The 17,526-nt window shown below is 69.9% G+C and carries 20 protein-coding genes; 8 read left to right on the top strand and 12 right to left on the bottom strand.

What is annotated here, in order from left to right; translation table 11 throughout:
• Window positions 1-18 precede the first annotated feature (18 nt).
• From LKD76_RS18315 to LKD76_RS18290, 6 genes are all read right to left on the bottom strand, one after another.
• Entirely contained in the window at window positions 19-1,374 is a 1,356-nt protein-coding gene (locus tag LKD76_RS18315) for a DEAD/DEAH box helicase (protein WP_372465856.1), read from the bottom strand.
• Complete coding sequence (locus tag LKD76_RS18310; RefSeq protein ID WP_227982542.1) at window positions 1,367-2,341, bottom strand: M56 family metallopeptidase; 975 nt, start codon at window positions 2,339-2,341, stop codon at window positions 1,367-1,369. The genes LKD76_RS18315 and LKD76_RS18310 overlap by 8 nt, the downstream gene beginning before the upstream one ends.
• A gap of 63 nt (window positions 2,342-2,404) precedes the next feature.
• The gene (locus tag LKD76_RS18305; RefSeq protein ID WP_227982541.1) at window positions 2,405-2,842 is read right to left on the bottom strand and encodes a BlaI/MecI/CopY family transcriptional regulator; all 438 of its coding nucleotides are present in this window, start codon (window positions 2,840-2,842) and stop codon (window positions 2,405-2,407) included.
• A 77-nt stretch (window positions 2,843-2,919) separates the two neighbouring features.
• The gene (locus LKD76_RS18300) at window positions 2,920-3,867 is read right to left on the bottom strand and encodes an ABC transporter ATP-binding protein (RefSeq protein WP_227982540.1); all 948 of its coding nucleotides are present in this window, start codon (window positions 3,865-3,867) and stop codon (window positions 2,920-2,922) included.
• The gene (locus LKD76_RS18295; protein WP_227985299.1) at window positions 3,864-4,898 is read right to left on the bottom strand and encodes a FecCD family ABC transporter permease; all 1,035 of its coding nucleotides are present in this window, start codon (window positions 4,896-4,898) and stop codon (window positions 3,864-3,866) included. Before LKD76_RS18295 ends, LKD76_RS18300 begins: the two co-directional genes overlap by 4 nt.
• Window positions 4,899-5,011: 113 nt before the next feature.
• On the bottom strand, window positions 5,012-6,049 hold the full coding sequence (locus LKD76_RS18290; protein WP_227982539.1) for a FecCD family ABC transporter permease: 1,038 nt from the start codon (window positions 6,047-6,049) through the stop codon (window positions 5,012-5,014).
• 117 nt (window positions 6,050-6,166) lie between these two features.
• On the opposite strand from LKD76_RS18290, the gene LKD76_RS18285 reads away from it, so the two are divergent.
• Window positions 6,167-6,874 (top strand): hypothetical protein, encoded by a 708-nt coding sequence (locus LKD76_RS18285; protein ID WP_227982538.1) that lies wholly within the window; start codon window positions 6,167-6,169, stop codon window positions 6,872-6,874.
• Window positions 6,875-7,064: 190 nt separating this feature from the next.
• Here LKD76_RS18285 and LKD76_RS18280 read toward each other — a convergent pair whose 3' ends face one another.
• Together LKD76_RS18280 and LKD76_RS18275 are read right to left on the bottom strand one after the other, a co-directional pair.
• On the bottom strand, window positions 7,065-8,390 hold the full coding sequence (locus LKD76_RS18280; RefSeq protein WP_227982537.1) for a bifunctional o-acetylhomoserine/o-acetylserine sulfhydrylase: 1,326 nt from the start codon (window positions 8,388-8,390) through the stop codon (window positions 7,065-7,067).
• Window positions 8,391-8,491: 101 nt separating this feature from the next.
• Entirely contained in the window at window positions 8,492-9,034 is a 543-nt protein-coding gene (locus LKD76_RS18275; RefSeq protein ID WP_227982536.1) for an OsmC family protein, read from the bottom strand.
• Between the two features lie 204 nt (window positions 9,035-9,238).
• Between LKD76_RS18275 and LKD76_RS18270 the strand changes: the two genes are divergently transcribed.
• The 5 genes from LKD76_RS18270 to LKD76_RS18250 all read left to right on the top strand — a co-directional run bounded on the left by LKD76_RS18270 (window position 9,239) and on the right by LKD76_RS18250 (window position 12,921).
• Window positions 9,239-9,640, top strand: coding sequence for a PaaI family thioesterase (locus LKD76_RS18270; protein ID WP_227985298.1), 402 nt, complete (start codon window positions 9,239-9,241; stop codon window positions 9,638-9,640).
• 110 nt (window positions 9,641-9,750) lie between these two features.
• A complete protein-coding gene (locus tag LKD76_RS18265; protein ID WP_227982535.1) occupies window positions 9,751-10,053 on the top strand; it encodes an urease subunit gamma in 303 nt (100 codons plus the stop codon).
• Between the two features lie 11 nt (window positions 10,054-10,064).
• A complete protein-coding gene (locus tag LKD76_RS18260) occupies window positions 10,065-10,469 on the top strand; it encodes an urease subunit beta (protein WP_227982534.1) in 405 nt (134 codons plus the stop codon).
• The gene (locus LKD76_RS18255) at window positions 10,466-12,187 is read left to right on the top strand and encodes an urease subunit alpha (RefSeq protein ID WP_227982533.1); all 1,722 of its coding nucleotides are present in this window, start codon (window positions 10,466-10,468) and stop codon (window positions 12,185-12,187) included. Before LKD76_RS18260 ends, LKD76_RS18255 begins: the two co-directional genes overlap by 4 nt.
• Window positions 12,188-12,255: 68 nt before the next feature.
• Window positions 12,256-12,921 carry an O-methyltransferase gene (locus LKD76_RS18250; RefSeq protein ID WP_227982532.1) on the top strand — a complete coding sequence of 222 codons (666 nt, stop codon included), beginning with the start codon at window positions 12,256-12,258 and terminating at the stop codon, window positions 12,919-12,921.
• A gap of 4 nt (window positions 12,922-12,925) precedes the next feature.
• On the opposite strand, the gene LKD76_RS18245 is transcribed toward LKD76_RS18250, so the two are convergent.
• Window positions 12,926-13,498 carry a PadR family transcriptional regulator gene (locus LKD76_RS18245; protein WP_227982531.1) on the bottom strand — a complete coding sequence of 191 codons (573 nt, stop codon included), beginning with the start codon at window positions 13,496-13,498 and terminating at the stop codon, window positions 12,926-12,928.
• 109 nt (window positions 13,499-13,607) lie between these two features.
• Here LKD76_RS18245 and LKD76_RS18240 point away from each other — a divergent pair, with 109 nt between their 5' ends.
• The gene (locus LKD76_RS18240; protein WP_227982530.1) at window positions 13,608-14,006 is read left to right on the top strand and encodes a nuclear transport factor 2 family protein; all 399 of its coding nucleotides are present in this window, start codon (window positions 13,608-13,610) and stop codon (window positions 14,004-14,006) included.
• A 34-nt stretch (window positions 14,007-14,040) separates the two neighbouring features.
• Here LKD76_RS18240 and LKD76_RS18235 read toward each other — a convergent pair whose 3' ends face one another.
• The 3 genes from LKD76_RS18235 to LKD76_RS18225 form a co-directional block, all read right to left on the bottom strand.
• Entirely contained in the window at window positions 14,041-14,433 is a 393-nt protein-coding gene (locus LKD76_RS18235; RefSeq protein WP_227982529.1) for a rhodanese-like domain-containing protein, read from the bottom strand.
• 40 nt (window positions 14,434-14,473) lie between these two features.
• Window positions 14,474-14,998 (bottom strand): cysteine dioxygenase, encoded by a 525-nt coding sequence (locus tag LKD76_RS18230; RefSeq protein WP_227982528.1) that lies wholly within the window; start codon window positions 14,996-14,998, stop codon window positions 14,474-14,476.
• Between the two features lie 159 nt (window positions 14,999-15,157).
• Window positions 15,158-15,901, bottom strand: a complete 744-nt coding sequence (locus LKD76_RS18225) for a TetR/AcrR family transcriptional regulator (RefSeq protein ID WP_227982527.1) — start codon at window positions 15,899-15,901, stop codon at window positions 15,158-15,160.
• Window positions 15,902-15,986: 85 nt separating this feature from the next.
• On the opposite strand from LKD76_RS18225, the gene LKD76_RS18220 reads away from it, so the two are divergent.
• Window positions 15,987-17,507 carry an MFS transporter gene (locus LKD76_RS18220; RefSeq protein ID WP_227982526.1) on the top strand — a complete coding sequence of 507 codons (1,521 nt, stop codon included), beginning with the start codon at window positions 15,987-15,989 and terminating at the stop codon, window positions 17,505-17,507.
• The last annotated feature ends 19 nt before the right edge of the window (window positions 17,508-17,526 follow it).

Raw genomic sequence — 17,526 nt, 5'->3', positions numbered from 1 at the left:
TGGCCGCCCGTGCACGGATCAGTGTGCTCGACGCTTGCCGCGGCGTGCCGGGTGCGGCGGCCTGCCCGAATGGCGCCGGGGTTTACCGGGCGTGTCGGCAGGCGGCCGCGGGGCGGCGGGAGCAGCGGGATCGGAAACCGGGCGCCCGGTCGGGAGACGCGCCCCGGTCATCTCGGTGAGGTGCGGATCGCCGGGACGCACCCGGGAGACCCGGTGCGCGACAGCGGCATCGCGGAGGACGGCCGTCGTATCCTCCTCCGTCCCGGTGACGATCGTGACGACCGTTCCGCCCGCGCCCGCGCGGCCGGTACGGCCGGAGCGGTGCAGGTAGTCCTTCGCGTCGGCGGCCGGATCGACGTGGACCACCAGCGTGATGTCGTCGACGTGGATACCGCGGGCGGCGACATCGGTGGCGACCAGAACCGGTGCGGCGCCCGCGGAGAACGCGGCGAGTGTGCGGACTCGCTGGTTCTGGGTGAGCCCGCCGTGCAGGGCTACCGCGCCGATGCCGGATTCGCGCAGTCGCCGCGCCAGCTTGTCCGCGCCGTACTGAGTGCGCACGAACAGCAGGGTGCGTCCGGATCGGGCCGCGATCTCGGTGACCACCGCCCGCTTGTCGGCGGGGCGCACCCGCAGCAGGTGATGGGTGACCGCATCCGTGTCCGGCGGGGCGGGCGCCGTGGCCGGGTCCGGCGGCGCGACCGGCTTTTCCGCCTCGGTGACATCGTGGCGAACCGGATCGTCGAGATAGTCCCGGACGAGGGCGTCGACGGCCTCGTCGAGCGTGGCGGAGAACAGCAGATGCCGGCAGTCGCCGGGCAGCAGATCGAGGATCGCGCGAACGTCATCGATGAAACCGAGTTCGGCCATATGGTCGGCCTCGTCGATCGCGACCGTGCGAACCGCGTCGACGGCGACCGTACCCCGATCGAGCAGATCGCCGAGCCGGCCCGGCGTGGCGATCAGCAGGTCCACACCACGGCCGAGACGCTCGGCCTGGCGTTTGATCGGCAGCCCGCCTACGGCCGTGGCCAGTCGCAACCCCAGCGCCACCGCGGCCTCGTCGAGCGTTCGCTCGATCTGCAGCGCGAGTTCGCGAGTCGGCGCGAGGACCAGACCCCGCGGCCGGCCGGGGGCGGAGGCGCCGCGCCGCAGCCGCACGAGCATCGGCAGCCCGAAGGCGAGAGTCTTTCCGGAGCCGGTGACGGCTCGCCCGAGCACATCGCGTCCGGCGAGGATGTCCGGAATCGCCGCCGCCTGAATCGGGAAGGTGGTCTCGAGTCCTTCGCGCCGCAGGGCCTGTACGAGTTCGACGGGCAGGCCCATCGTCGCGAAGGCGGGTCCGGCCGCTCCGCCGCCGGGGCGCTCAGGCACGAAGTAGCCGGTTCAGTTCGACCAGCCAGGGGATGGCGACGGCCAGGGTGGGAACCACCAGAATCGCCGCGGCGGTCGCATAGGCGGCGCTCGCGATGCGCAGATCACCCAGTGGCCCGGTCAGGCGCTGAATCCGGATCAGGGTCGTGGGTCCGCCGACGGCCATGGCGCCCTGGGGCGCCGTGGAATTCGAGCAGGTGACCAGCGCACGCGCCAGCGGGGTGGGGCCGGTGATCTTCACCGCGGAGTCGTCGGCGAGCAACTCGATCAGCAGTTTCACCGAATCCAGCGCCGATTTGCTGCGGACCACGCGCGGGAACGCCTCGTGTGCCGCGGTGAAGGCCTCCAGCACCAGATCGTGGCGGGCTCGCAGATGGGAGCGTTCGTGGCTGACGATCGCGGTGAGCTCGGACCGCGACAGATTCGCGAAGGTGCCCTGGCTGAGCACCACTCGCTGGCGCAGACCGGGCAGGCAGTACGCGATCGGCTCCGCGGCGGCGAGGATGCGGATATCGGCGGCCCGGGTACCGGCGAGGGGGGAGCTCGCGATCAGATCGCCGTGTGTGTCGTCGCCCTGATCGAGCAGATCGACCAGCATGCGGTGGCGGGCGCGACGGCGACGGGTGTGCACGCCGACGCGGACCACCGCGTAGATCAATCGCGCGCCGACCATCAGGGTGAGGGCGAAAACCACCACGTAGATCAGCCACACCGCCAGCCCGAGCGCGTCGATCTCCTTGGTGGGCGAGGTCGTGGGGCGGCCGTCGGGACCGGGAACCAGCAGCAGGCTCGCGATCGCGAGGCCGGATCCGAAGGCGGACAGCACCGCTGCGAGCGCGACGGCCTGCCACAACACCAGCGCCGCGCGCGGTGTTCGGTACGGCCAAGTGGCTCGACTGAGCAGCGCAGGGACCGGTCCCGCGAGAAGCAAGGCGAGACCGGCGAAGACCGGCGCTGTTGCGTTCATACTCAGCTCACTGCGTTGTGGGGCCAGGACCCGAGATCGCGGCGGCCGGAGAACGCCGCGCAGCTACTGCGGCGGGGCGACTCCGTTGTCGTCGGACGCGGTGTTCTCGTCATCGGACGGGTTGCGCGCGGCCTCGGTTGCTTCGAGCTTAGCGAGTGCATCGCGGAGTGCGGCAGCCTCGTCCTTTCCGACCTGTTCGACGAAGTGCACGAGGGCCGCCCGGCGGGAGCCGACCTCGTCGGCCTGCTGCAGCGCGTCGACCATCAGACTCGCCACGAGCTCGTCGCGAGTGTGCACCGGTGCGTACCGATGCGCGCGGTCGTCGCGTTGCTGGACCACCAGATCCTTCTTCGCCAGTCGCTGCAGCACGGTCATCACCGTGGTGTACGCGAGCTCGCGGCGCGCGGCGAGGGCTTCATGGACCTGCCGGACCGTCTGCGGTTCATCGGCCGACCACAACTGGTCCATAACCGCTTTCTCGAGTTCACCAAGACCTGCCATCCCTCAAGCTTACGGAGGCAACGACACAAATGCGTACTACAAGTCGTCGTAACCGGTCGGTAGCTGTGTGGGATTTTTCATAGCCCGGTCGGGGAACTCGTCCCGGCCTGCGCGGAGCCCGCTTCCCGCGGCGGTGCCGCACTCGCCGCCCGATCGCTCGCGCGCGGTCCGCCGACCGCGCCGATGACGTGACGGGAACCGATCGGGACGATCATCGGCCGTTCCGACACCGGGTCGGTGTGCACCTCGGCGCGCAGGCCGAAGACGGTGTGCAACAGGTCGGCGTCGATGACGTCGCCGGGGGAGCCCTGGGCGACGATGCGGCCCTCGCGCATGACGATCAAGCGATCGCTGTAGCGGATGGCCAGATTCAGATCGTGCAGCACCATCACCACGGTCCGGCCCAGATCGTCGTGCAACCGGTCGACCAGATCGAGCACCTCGAGCGAATGCGCGAGATCGAGGTAGGTGGTCGGTTCGTCGAGCAGCAGGATGTCGGTGCCCTGAGCCAGCGCCATCGAGATCCAGGCCCGCTGCCGCTGTCCGCCGGACAGCTCGTCGAGGGTGCGGTCGGCCAGATCGGACACCCCGGTCTGAGCGAGTGCGTGAGCGACCTCGGATTCGTCGTCACCCGACCACTGCCGCAGCCAGGACTGATGGGGATGGCGCCCGCGCGCGACCAGATCTGCGACGGTGAGGCCCTCGGGCGCGACCGGTGTCTGTGGGAGCATGCCCACGATGCGGGCCACCTCCCGAGTCTTCATGGTCGCGATAGCCTTGCCGTCCAACAGGACCCGGCCCGCGTTCGGGCGCAGCAGCCGGCCGAGTCCGCGCAGCAGGGTGGACTTACCGCAGCCGTTCGGGCCGATGACGGTGGTGATCAGACCGGGCTCGATATCGACGCTCAGGCCGTCGACGATGATCCGGCCGCCGTAGCCGAGGGTCACCCCGTCGGCGGCGAGGCGGTGGGCCGGCCGGTCGGTGGATTCGTCGGTGGTGATCCGGTCCGAGGTTCGGGTGGTCACAGGGTCGCCTTCCGGTTCACGCGGATCAACAGCAGCAGCAGGAACGGACCGCCGAACGCGGCGGTGACGAGGCCGACCGGCAGGTCGACGGGTACGACGGTGCGGGCGGCGACATCGGCGGCGATCACGATCACCGCACCGGTCAGCGCCGAACCGATCACCGGCTCGCCCGGGGTGCGCAGGAGCCGGCGGGCGATCTGGGGTGCCGCGAGCCCGACGAAGGCGAGCGGGCCGACCGCGGCCGTCGCCAGGGCCGCGGCCATCACCGCCGCGCCGATCAGGACCATCTGCTGAGTCTGCACTCGCACACCCAGCGCGCGGGTGGTGTCGGAGCCGAAACGCAATGCGGCCAGTGTGCGGGCCGAACCGGCGGCGATGACGACCACCACGACCAGGCCGGCGACCGCCGCCGTGGTCCTGGGCCAGTCCGCGCCGTTGAGCGATCCGGTGAGCCACAGCTGCGCCCGTGACGCGTCGTCGAGGCTGGCGCGGGTGATCAGCCAGTTGATGCCCGCCAGCAGCAGAGCGTTCACGCCGATGCCGATGAGAATGAAGCGCATACCGCCCAGCCCGGTATCGCCGGAGCCGCCACGTCCCAGCGCGAGTACTCCGATGATCGCCGCGGTGAGCAGGCCGCCCGCCAATGCGGCGAGCGGAACACCCAGGGAGGCAATGATTCCGGTGGCGGTCCCGCCAACCCCGGCCAGCACGGCGACGGCGGCGAAGCTCGCGCCCGAGGTGATCCCGAGGACATCGGGACTGGCCAGCGGGTTGTGCAGGATCGACTGGGTGATGGCCCCGGCGATGCCGAGCGCCGCGCCGGCCACCAGCGCGGTCACCGCGCGCGGCAGCCGCGATTGCGTGATGACATAGCGCTGGGAGCGGGTGCCGCCGCCGGTCAGCACATCCACGACGCGGCCGAGCGCGATGTGATAGTCACCGACCGAGATATCCACCGCGAACAGCACGACGATGGCGACCGCGAGGGCGGCCAGTGTCAGCAGTGCGGACAGGCGCAGGACCGCGGACATACCGGCGATCCGGACGGCCGGGCGCACCCGCCTCAGCGCCGCGGTGGGCGCCGCCGGGTCCGTGTGCTGCGGACCGGTGACCGGCTCGCCGACGTCGATATCGGTGCGCGGGTTCACAGTTCGGCCACCTTCCGCCGGCGCACGAGGGCGATGAAGCAGGGGGCGCCGATCAGCGCCAGCACGATGCCGGCCTGCAGTTCACCGGGCGGAGCGATCACGCGGCCGACGATATCGGCCAGCAGCAGCACGATCGCGCCGAGCACTGCCGAATACGGAATCAGCCAGCGATGATCCGGGCCGGTGATCATCCGGCCCAGATGCGGAACCACCAGGCCGAGGAAGGCGATCGGCCCGACCGCGGCGGTGGCGGCTCCGGTGAGCAGGACCACCGCGATCAATCCGACGGCGCGATTGCGGGCGATGTTCACCCCGAGGCCGCGTGCCACGTCCTCGCCGAGCCCGATCGCGTTGAGCCCGGGCGCGGCCAGGATCGCCAGGACGGCCCCGGCCAGGATGAACGGCGCGATCTGGGCGGCCACCTCGGGCTCGTGACCGGCCGGTGTGCCGACCACCCAGAAGCGGTAGGTGTCCAGTGCCGCCGGATCGAGCAGGATCACGGCATTGGTCAGCGCCTGGAGCAGCGCGGTGACCGCCGCACCGGCCAGGACCAGCGTCAACGGTGTGGATCGGCCGCCGCCGGTGGCCGAGGCGGCGAACACCACGACACCGGCGATCAGGGCCCCCGCGAAGGCGAGCCAGATGTACTGCCCGGGCTGGGTCAGGGCGAAGAGGTGGATGCCCAGCGCGGCCAGGAAGGCCGCGCCGGCGTTGAGCCCGAGCAGGCCCGCGTCGGCGAGCGGATTGCGCGTGTAGCCCTGGATCAGCGCACCGGCGATACCCAGTGCGGCGCCGGTGAGAAGGGCGAGAATCGTTCGGGGGAGACGCAATTCGCGCACGATCTGCTCCGCCTGCCCGTCGGCGGGGCAGGTGAACGGCACTCCGCCCGGGCAGGTGACGGCATGCAGCACCGCGGCGGGGGAGACGGATTTGGCGCCGACGGCGAGTCCGGCGACGACGGCGATCAGCAGCACTCCGATCAGGAGCGCCAGACCGCCCGCGCGCCGGCGGGAGGTGGTTACGGCTGCGGACACGGCGGCGGGCGACTCCTGGTGACGCGTTTCATGGCGGTGGAACTCTGGCTCATCAAGTCTGGTAAGCCTAACCTATGTTTCGTTGTCGTCCGTAATGCCGAGCGTTGAGGGGGTTCGATGTCCGAACCGGTGACGATATTCCCGGATCGCCGTGTGGAGCCGGCGTTCGAACAGATCTGCGTCCGGCTGCGGGCGTTACAGCCGGGGCATCCGCGGGTGTACGCGATGGCGGCGATGGCCGAACAGGGGCGACGCCGCTGGTGGCGGCTGGCCGACGGCGTCCGCGAAGGGCGCATCGAACTGATGTACCGGCGCCATGCCGCGGAGATGGTCAACGCCGATATCGCCGCGGAGGTCGTCGCCACCGCACTCATCCACGCCGTGGTGGGCCGGGTGACGGCCCTGGTGGTCTGTGACAACCGGGCCTGGGATCCGGGACTCGAGAATCTGTGGGTGCACACCGACAACGACGGCGGCCTCGACTGGGCGGGGTTGTCCGACACCACGATTCGCGTCGTGGCGGGCGATCCGCTGGCCGGGCGGCTGGGGGTGGTGACGCTGCCGTGCGATCGGGCGCTGGACGTGTGGCTGGCGCATCGTTGTGAAGCGTCGCTGCGGTTGGTCGGTGACACGCTGTCGCGGTGCGGTGGGCTGAGTCCGGGGCGCTTCTGGGGTCTGGTGGGCGAGGCCGTCGTCGGCGCCGCCACGTATGTCCCGGAACTCGCGCGGACCGGCGCCGATCGAGGCATCGAACGAGGGCAGGCGGTGCTGGCGGCGATGGCCGATCGAGGACAGCCGGTGCGTCGGTCTTGCTTTGTTAGGTAAGCCTGCCCTACACTCAGTTCCGGCGTCAGGATCGAGCGAGAGTCCCGAGGGCTGCGGTCGACTCCCCGATCCCCTGCCCGCGGCGGGCCCTGTGTCACGAAGGGCCCGCCGCGTCGTTCCGGCCCCGACCGGATCCGACGACACGCGAAGCCCGGCTCCCGCGGGGGAGCCGGGCTTCGATGTGCGGAACTCAGCGCGTGGCGGCCAGACCGGCGCGCAGATCGGCGATGATGTCGTCGATGCCCTCGATCCCGACCGCGAGGCGGACCAGCCCCGGCGTCACACCGGCGGCGGCCTGCTCGTCCGGGGTCAGCTGGGAGTGGGTGGTCGAGGCCGGGTGGATGACCAGCGAGCGCACATCGCCGATATTGGCGACATGGCTGTGCAGGCTCAGCGCATCGACGAACCGCTTACCCGCGTCGACACCACCGGCGAGCTCGAATCCGACGATGGCGCCCGTGCCCTTCGGGGCGAGTTGACGGCCGCGCTCGTACCAGGGCGAGGACGGCAGACCCGCGTAGAAGACCGTGGTGATTTCCGGCTGCTCGCTGAGGAATTCGGCGACGGCCTGCGCATTCGCGACATGCCGCTCCACTCGCAGGCTCAAGGTCTCGATGCCCTGACCGATCAGGAAGGCGTTGAACGGGGCGATCGCCGACCCGAGGTCGCGCAGCAACTGCACCCGCGCCTTGAGCGCATACGCCGGCGCGCCCAGATCGGCGAAGACCGCGCCGTGGTAGCTGGGATCGGGGGTGGTGAAACCGGGGAAGCGGGAATTGCCCTGCTCATCGGTCACCGTCCAGTCGAAGGTGCCGCCGTCGACGATGACACCCGCGATCGCCGCGCCGTGTCCGCCCAGGTACTTGGTGGCCGAGTGCACGACGATGTCGGCGCCGTGGCGCAGCGGCTGGATCAGGTACGGCGTCGGCACCGTGTTGTCGACGATCAGCGGCACGCCCGCGGCGTGAGCGGCCTCGGCGATACCGGGCAGGTCCAGAATGTGGTTCTGCGGATTGGACACGGTCTCGCCGTAGAACGCCTTGGTGTTCGGCCGGACCGCGGCGCGCCACTGCTCGAGATCGTCCGGGTCCTCGACGAACGAGACCTCGATACCCAGTTTCGGCAGTGTGTAGTGGAACAGGTTGTAGGTGCCGCCGTACAGCCGCGGGCTCGACACGATGTGGTCACCGGCGCCGGCGATGTTGAGGATCGCGAAGGTCTCGGCGGCCTGCCCCGAGGACAGCAGCAGTGCGGCCACGCCGCCTTCGAGGGCGGCGATCCGCTGTTCCACCGCGTCCTGGGTGGGGTTCATGATGCGGGTGTAGATGTTGCCGGGCTCGGCCAGCCCGAACAGCGCCGCCGCGTGCTCGGTGTCGCGGAAGGTGTAGGAGGTGGTCTGGTAGATGGGTAGCGCGCGAGCATTGGTGGCGCCGTCGGGGACCTGGCCGACGTGCACCTGTTTGGTCTCGAAGCTCCAGTTCTGCGCCGGATCGGTCGGCTCGACGGAGTCGGTCATGGATTCTGCTCCAGGGGATCGATGGGATGGGAAGGGGTCGCGCACGGGCGGCGGGTGCCGCCCCGGAAGGCCTGGATCGCGGTAGTGATCAGGCGGAACGGTCAGGCGGAGACGGTGGAGTGTTCCAGCTCCGGTGTCACCAGTATGGTCCGCACGGGCGTGTGCCCGGTGGAGATGTCGAGGACGGGGCACCGTGCGTCCACGACCTGCTGCAACTCGGCGTAGCGCTGGGCCGGTTCGGGGCCGTCGATGTGGACGGTGACCCGGACCTGCTGGAAGCCGGCGCGCACGCCGTCCTCGAGGCCGAAGAAACCGCGGACGTCCAGGTCGCCCTCGGCGCTGATACGCAGGTCGCCGACTTCGATGCCGAGCCGCTGCGCCCAGAATCGGTAGGTCACCACCTGACAGGAGATCAGCGCGGCGAGGTAGAACTCGACCGGATTCGGCGCGGTGCCGTCACCGCCGAGCGCCGCCGGCTCGTCGACGCGCACCGTGTACTTGCCCGCTGTGACGGCACTGCCGACGGCGCCCTCCGCGACTCCGTCGGCGGCGAACACCACCTGCGCCTGCGCCGGATCGTCCGCCACGGCCTGTGCGGTGGCCTCGATGATGTCGTTGAGCGGCGTCCCCGATTCGGCTGTCATGGCCGACACCGTAGGACGGGCCGCGCTCGGGAACGAGGGTTGCATTCGGCGTGATCGCAACGGTAGCCGCGATCGGGCGCCGGCGCCGCTGTCGCCCGCGCGCGGATACCGGCGGACCGAGCGGTCCGCAGGTGGTGTAAGTGTTCTTCTATGACACAGCACGACCGGTTCGAGGGCTCGCTGGCGGATGTGACGCCGGAACAGATGACGCGCTACAGCGAGGGAACCTTCAGCGATCTGATCGGCCTGAAGTACACCGAGATCGGACCCGATCGCGTCGCCGGGGAGTGGGTGGTCTCGCCGCAGCTGCACCAGCCCGCCGGAATCGTCAACGGCGGGGTGTACTGCACCATCATCGAAACCCTCGCCAGTGTCGGCGGTGGTGTCTGGTTCGGCGACCGCGGGCACGTGGTCGGAGTCAACAACAACACCGACTTCCTGCGGGCGGTGCGCGAGGGCACGCTGCGCGGGGTGGCGACCCCGGTCCACCAGGGGCGATCGCAGCAGCTGTGGCAGGTGCAGATCACCGATGAGCAGGACCGGCTGGTCGCGCGGGGTCAGGTGCGGCTGCAGAACCTCACCGCCGAGGGTGCCGCCAAGGCCTAGCCCGGCCCGCCCCATGCCGCCGAGCGCGGTCCGTACGACCGTGCCAAAATATCGAGCACCGAGATTCGCGCGGGCCCAGCGCCGCCGACCCGAGCCGCCGAGGAGCCGATGTGCGTTTGTCGCCGCACGAGCAGGAACGACTCATGCTCAGCTATGCGGCCGAACTGGCCCGCCGGCGGCAGGCCCGCGGATTGAAGCTCAATCATCCCGAGGCGGTCGCGATCATCACCGATCACGTCCTCGAGGGTGCCCGTGACGGCCGCACGGTCGCCGAGCTGATGTCGTCGGGCCGCACCGTGCTCACCCGCGACGACGTGATGTCGGGCGTCCCGGAGATGATCGCCGATGTCCAGGTCGAGGCCACCTTTCCCGACGGCACGAAATTGGTGACCGTCCATCATCCGATCGGCTGAGGTCAGACATCATGAGCACGACGTCCATCGGGGACGAATCCGGCGTGGTGCCGGGCCAGTACCTGCTCGCCGCCGATCCGATCGAGATCAACGCCGGTGCCGACCGCATCGAATTCGAGGTCGTCAACACCGGTGATCGTCCGGTGCAGGTCGGTAGTCATGTGCACTTCCCCCAGGCCAACGCCGCCCTGGAATTCGATCGGAACGCCGCCCACGGCCGCCGTCTCGATATTCCCGCGGGGACCGCGGTGCGTTTCGAACCCGGTCTGGCGCAACGCGTGTCGCTCGTGCCGCTGGGTGGCACCCGCGAGGTGTACGGCATCGGCCCCGGCGCTCCGGGACCACTGGGACCCGTTGTCGCGGCGGGCGCCCCGCCGGCCCGGGACAACGCCGACGAAAGGCCGCTCGACCGATGACCGAGCTCTCCCGCGCCCGCTACGCCGCGCTGTTCGGCCCCACCGCCGGTGACCGTATCCGCTTGGCGGACACCGATCTCGTCGTCGAGATCACCGAGGATCGCAGTGGCGGACCGGGTCTGGCCGGCGACGAGGCGGTATTCGGCGGCGGCAAGGTGCTGCGGGAGTCGATGGGCCAGGCCCGGGCCACCCGGGCCGAGGGAACTCCCGACACCGTGATCACCGGCGCGGTGATCATCGACTACTGGGGAATCATCAAGGCCGACATCGGTATTCGTGACGGCCGGATCTGCGCGATCGGCAAGGCCGGCAATCCCGAGACCATGGACGGGGTGCATCCGGATCTGGTGGTCGGCCCGTCGACCGAGATCATCGCTGGTAACGGCCGCATTCTCACCGCCGGTGCCATCGACTGCCACGTGCATTTCATCTGCCCGCAGTTGCTCGAGGAAGCGCTCGGCGGGGGCATCACCACACTGGTCGGCGGGGGCACCGGCCCGGCCGAGGGCTCCAAGGCGACCACGGTCACCCCGGGCGCCTGGCATCTGGGCCGCATGCTCGAGGCCACCGACGGCTGGCCCGTCAACGTCCTGCTGCTCGGCAAGGGCAACACGGTGCGGCCCGAGGCCATGTGGGAGCAATTGCGCGGTGGCGCGGGCGGTTTCAAGCTGCACGAGGACTGGGGCACCACCCCCGCGGCGATCGACGCCTGCCTGAGTGTGGCCGATGCCGCCGGGGTGCAGGTCGCATTGCATTCCGACACCCTCAACGAGGCCGGATTCGTGGAGGACACGCTGGCCGCGATCGCCGGCCGGGTCATCCACTCGTATCACACCGAGGGGGCGGGCGGTGGCCACGCGCCCGACATCATCACCGTCGCCGCGCACTCCAACGTGCTGCCCAGCTCCACCAACCCCACCCGTCCGCATACGATCAACACCCTCGACGAACATCTCGACATGCTGATGGTGTGCCACCATCTCAATCCGGCCGTGCCCGAGGATCTGGCCTTCGCGGAGAGCCGGATCCGGCCCTCGACCATCGCCGCCGAGGACCTGCTGCACGATATGGGCGCGATCTCGATGATCGGCTCGGATTCCCAGGCCATGGGCCGGATCGGCGAGGTGGTGATGCGCACCTGGCAGACCGCCCACATGATGAAGCGCCGCCGCGGCGCACTGAGCGGTGACGGCGCCGCCGACAACAACCGGGTCCGGCGCTATATCGCGAAATACACCATCTGCCCGGCGATTACGCACGGAATGGATCACGAGATCGGATCGGTCGAGGTCGGCAAGCTCGCGGATCTGGTGCTATGGGAACCGGCCTTCTTCGGCGTGCGCCCGCACGCGGTGCTCAAGGGCGGCGCGATCGCCTGGGCCGCGATGGGTGATGCCAATGCCTCGATCCCGACCCCGCAGCCGGTGCTGCCGCGGCCGATGTTCGGTGCCGCCCCGGTGGTCGCCGCGGGGACCTCGCTGCATTTCGTCTCCCCGCAGGCCGTCGAGGACGGCCTCGCCGAGCGCTTGCAGGTGCGGCGCAGGCTGGTGCCGGTGGCCGATGTCCGGCGCCGCACCAAGGCCGATCTGCCGCTCAACGACGCCATGCCGCGCATCGAGGTGGAACCGGACACCTTCACGGTGCGGATCGACGGTGAGGTCTGGGATCAGCAACCGGCTACCGAACTCCCCATGGCGCAGCGGTACTTCCTGTTCTGACCCGCGCGGCCTCCGCCGGCCGTCCGGCGTACGGGCGCACCGCGGATCGTGGTGGCAGACTGGCGCTCATGACGGATACCGAATGGGGCGCGGTCGATCGTTATCTGGTGGACACACTGATCGGGGACGGTGATTCCGATGTGGCACAGGCCAATTCGGACGCGGGGTTGCCGCCGATCGACGTCTCACCGCCACAGGGCAAGTTCCTGCATCTGATCGCGCTGTCGGCGGGGGCGCGGCGGGTGCTGGAGATCGGCACCCTCGGCGGTTACAGCACGGTGTGGCTGGCGCGTGCGGTGGGACCGCGGGGCCGGGTGGTGACGCTGGAATTCGATCCACACCATGCCGAGGTCGCCCGCGCGAACCTCGACCGCAAGGGAGTCGGGGAGCGGGTGGAGATCCGGGTCGGCGCGGCGCTGGACAGCCTGCCGGACGTCGTGCGGGACCACTCCGAACCCTTCGATCTGGTCTTCATCGATGCCGACAAGATCAACAATGCCAACTATGTGCAGTGGGCGCTGCGCCTGACCCGTCCGGGCTCGATCATCATCGTCGACAATGTGGTGCGCAACGGCGCGCTGGTCGACGGCGATGCCGGCGATCCGGGAGTGCGCGGCGGCCGCGAGGTGCTGCGCCTGCTCGCCGACGAGCCGCGGGTGGAGGCCACGGTGCTGCAGACCGTCGGCGGTAAGGGCTGGGACGGTTTCGCCTACGCGGTGGTCGTCGGCGAGTGATCGGCTAACCCGCTCGGTCCCGGGACCGCGGGCCGCCGGGGCCGTGTTCCGGATCCTCGGCGAGTGCGGTCCAGAAGTCCACCTGGGCCTGTTCGTGGCCGATGCCGAGTTCGAGGACGCGCGAACGGGATCGGGCGCGTACGGTGTCGTCCGGATCGATCGCGGCGAGCAGCGCGCGATAGCGATCGAGCCAGCCGCGGTGCTCGGCGGCCTGCTGCCGCGCCAGCGCGACCACATCGCCCGGCGCGCCCAGATCGGCGAAGAACAGCTTCACCTGCGCCGGATCGCGGGTCTCCGGCGGCGGGCAGTCCGGGTCCGACAGCCAGTCCCGCAAGGCTTCGCGCCCGGCGTCGGTGAGGTGGAAGACCCGCCGGCGCCGCCCGGTCTCCTCGGCGTCCTCGTGTAGTAGCCCGCGCTCGGCCAGCCGGGCCGGAATCCGGTAGAGCTGCGCGTGCGGCACCGGCCAGAAGTATTCGACGCTCTCGTCCATGTGGGCCTTGAGCTCGTACGGGGTCAGCGGGCCGTGGCGGGCGATGAGCCCGAGCACGATGTGGTCCTGCGCTCCCGAATCCGCCATGGTCGTCTGCTTTCGGTTCGATGCGGCCGCGGTCGCTCATTGACATGGTCTCGTTGAGACTATAGCTTCATCTCGGCAATACCGTATCAATGAGACTATTGGAGTTATCGTGCGCGACTTCGGAATCGAACTGTTCGATCGGTGGACGGCGATGTGGAACGGCGAACTCGAACTCGCCGAGCGGATCATGGCGCCGCGTTTCACTCTGCGCTACGCCCAGCCGGGCGCCGAGGTGTACGACACCGTGCGCGATCCCGCGGCGTTCGCGCGCCAGATCGCGACATTCCGCGCGGCGCTGCCGGGGCAGCGGTTCGAGGTCCAGGGTGTCGCCGTGGTCGACATCGACCACGGCCGCACCGGATTCGTCGCCCGCCCGTACGGTTCGCGGCGGCCCGGCGCCGACGGTGAGATCGCGATCAGTGGCACCGATATTCTGCGCGTCGTCGACGGGCTGATCGTGGAGGTGTGGTCGGTGTCGGGTGGGATTGCGGGGCGGTCGTACTACTGATCGGCAACCGGCCCGCCGTCCGCGGGTGTCGTCGCTACGGAACCGCGGGGGTGCCGCCGGGCGATACCGGCAGGCCCGCGGCCTTCCAGGCCCGGAACCCGCCGACGAGATCGGTGGCGTGGGCCAGCCCGAGCCGGCGGGCGTCGGCGGCGGCCAGGCTCGAGGCGTAGCCCTCGTTACAGACGATCACCACCTCGGTCTCGGGCGACAGGCCGGGCAGCCGGTGGCTCCCGGTCGGGTCGAGGCGCCACTCCAGCACGATGCGCTCGACCACGACGGATCCCGGAATCTCCCCCTCGGCGAGCCGGTTGGCGTGCGGGCGGATATCGACGACCAGCGCGCCGTGTTCCAAGCGCCGCTGCGCCTCGCCGGGGGTGACCCGATCCAATCCGGCCCGCGCCTGTGCGAGTAGATCCTCGGCGCTCATACCCGTTTCTCCTCTCGTGCGCGGTGATCCACCCGTATGGTCACACACCCGTGAAATCGGTCAGTGCCCGGTAATCGCGGACCGGGCGCAACGGCGGTGAGTAGGCGTGCACCGTGGCGGCTGGACGGGCGCCGCGGTTGAGCAGCTGATGGGCGCGCTCGGGTCCGAACGCCACCGTGTCACCGGCCTGCCAGGTCGCCGAACGCACGGGCCCGGCCCCGTGGCGGTACTCCTCGTGGAGTTCGCCGATGGAGACGGTGAACGATCCGGCCGCGCCGCCGTGGTCGTGTGGTTCGGTACCCTGCCCGGGCGCCCAGGACAGCAGCCACAGTTCCACGCCCATGGTGAGTGCGAGCCGGGCCCACCAGCGCTGCGTGGTGTCGAATCGCACGATATCGAGCAGGGGGGTCGCCAGCTCGCTGGCCACGACCGCGGTCAGCTCGTGCAACTCCGCCGGTGACCACAGCGCTCGTTCCGGGACAACGGCCTCGTGTAGTAGCGGCACGTCGAGGCTCGGATGAATATCTCTGGCATGCTTCAGATTCACTGGCAAAGCCGTGGTCACACTACCCCTTATGTGTCGTGCGGATCAGGGGCCGCTCGGGTGGCACACCGAGTGGCCGCACGAATTATCCTCGGCCGCGGCCGTTTTGCCACCACCAAGACTCACCGTGAGCGAAAACCTCCGCCGAAGTCGTTGCGGGGCGGCGGGATCCGGCGCTGGTCAGTGCCTGGCGGCGAATCCGTCGCACATCGCGATCAGGCCGGAGTGCAGTTGCCGCTCCGGATCGAGCAGATCGCCGGTTCCTGTCCCCTCGAGCGGCGCCAGTGCCGGGGGGCTGGGCCAGCGCGGCGTGCCTTCCAGTAGTGCCGTCAGACCGGAGGTCTCCTCGTCGTCGGCATCGCGTTCGGCCAGCATCGACGCGCTGACCTGCTGCAGGGCGATGCCGGCGATATAGCTCCACACCTGCAGCGCCATCCGGGTGGCCTCGCGCCGATCGTCGGTCAGCTCGGTGAATCCTTCGGTCAGCCAGGCGAGACAGGCCAGGCTGTGCGGCCCGAAGTTGTAGCGCGGCACCGCGAAGGTGAACAGCACCCACGGGTGCAGCCGGTACAGCTGCCAGTCGATGTCGGCGGCCGCCCGCACCCGTTCGCGCCAGGTCCAGCCCGAATCCGGCTCCGGATACGGATAGCGGCGGGCGACCTCGTCGGTCATCTCGGCCAGCAGCGCGTCCTTGTTCGGCACATGCCGGTACAGCGACATCGCGCCCACACCCATCCGGTCGGCGATGCGGCGCATCGACAACCCCTCGATGCCGTCGGCGTCGGCCAGGGCGATGGCCGTGTCGACGATCGCCGCGCGGGTCAGCCGCTCGGAGTGGGATCTGCCCCGCGCCGGTGCGTGGGGATCGTCCGGTGCGGGTGGGTGGGAATCGTCCGGTGCGGGTGGGTGGGAATCATCCGGCATGGAATCTCGCTTTCCTTTCCGCGGCCCGATGCGTACGCTGTACCCGGGCCGCGTACGACGTACGCATCGTGGAGAAGGATAGGTGATGGTCGGCATACATACCTCGGCGGCGGTGCGCGCCGCGCCGAGCGCTACTCCCCGTCGGGCCTGGTTCGGCCTGGCAGTGCTGGTGCTGCCGGTACTGCTGGTGTCGATGGATATGTCGGTGCTGTATCTGGCGATGCCGACACTGACCGAACACCTCAACCCGTCGGCCGAACAGCAACTGTGGATCCTCGACATCTACGGATTCATGATCGCGGGGCTGCTCATCACCATGGGCAATCTCGGCGACCGCATCGGCCGCCGGACCATTCTGCTCGCGGGTGCCACGGTGTTCGGACTCGCCTCGCTGATGGCGGCCTTCGCCTCCGGCGCCGGCATGCTCATCGTGGCGCGGGCGCTGATGGGTGTCGGCGGTGCGACCCTGCTGCCGTCGAGTCTGGCGCTGATCTCGAGCCTGTTCGCCGATGCGCGGGCGCGCGGGACGGCCATCGGCATCTGGACGGCGTTCTTCGCGGGCGGCTCGGCGGTGGGCCCGGTGATCGGCGGGCTGCTGCTGCACAAGTTCTGGTGGGGTTCCATCTTCCTGATCAACACACCGGTGTTGCTGGTACTGCTGGCGCTGGCTCCGCTGCTGCTACCCGAACACCGCTCGTCCGGGCGTGGACCGCTCGATCCGGTCAGCGTGGTCATGTCGATCGGTGGCATCCTGCCGCTGGTGTACGCGGTCAAGCGCGCCGCCGCCGAGGGCGTCGACGCGGTGTCGGTGGTTCTCGCGATCGCCGGTATCGCGGTGCTGGTGGCGTTCGTGCGGCGGCAGCGGGTGCTGACCGATCCGCTACTGGATCTGAGCCTGTTCCGCCGCGGGCTGTTCCGGGTGGCCATCGGATCCTCGACGGTGGGCATGATGTCGCTGGCGGGAATGAGCTATCTCACCAGCACGTATCTGCAGACGGTCGCGGGGCGCGACGTCCTGGGCGCCGCGCTGCTGGGTATTCCCGCGGCCATCGCGGTCTTCGTCTGCTCGATGGGCGGCGCCCGGGTGGCACGCCGGCTCGGCACCCGGGGGTCGTTCGTGCTGGCGCTCAGCGCGGCCGCCGTCGGCAATCTGGCGCTGCTGGGCATCGGTGTCGACAGTGGAATCGGCTGGTACCTGGCGGGTTCCACGATCGCGGGCCTCGGCTACGGCATCGTGTTCACCCTGGTGTCGGAGGTCGCGGTGTCGTCGGTTCCGGCCGAGCGCGCGGGCTCGGCCGTCGGTATCAGCGAGACCAGTTTCGAACTGGGCAATGCGCTGGGCTTGTCGCTGCTGGGCTCGCTGGCCGCGCTGATCTTCCGGTCCGGCGGCGACTTCGCCGACACATTGGGGGAGACGATCGTGGAGCACCACGGCGATGCCGGGGTCGTCCGCGCGGCGCAGACCTCGTTCGTCACCGGGATGCACACCGCGGTGGCCGTCGGCGCGGCGCTGCTGATCGCGATGGCGGTCGCGGCGGCGGCAACCTCGTCGCGGCGGCGCCGGCGTGCGGTGGATCCGGCGACCGCGCAAGCCGGTCCGGACTGAGCCGGTTTCGGCGCTCGAT

It is taken from the genome of Nocardia spumae (genome assembly GCF_020733635.1).
Lineage (GTDB): Bacteria > Actinomycetota > Actinomycetes > Mycobacteriales > Mycobacteriaceae > Nocardia > Nocardia spumae.
This window is presented reverse-complemented; position numbering and strand designations above follow the sequence as displayed.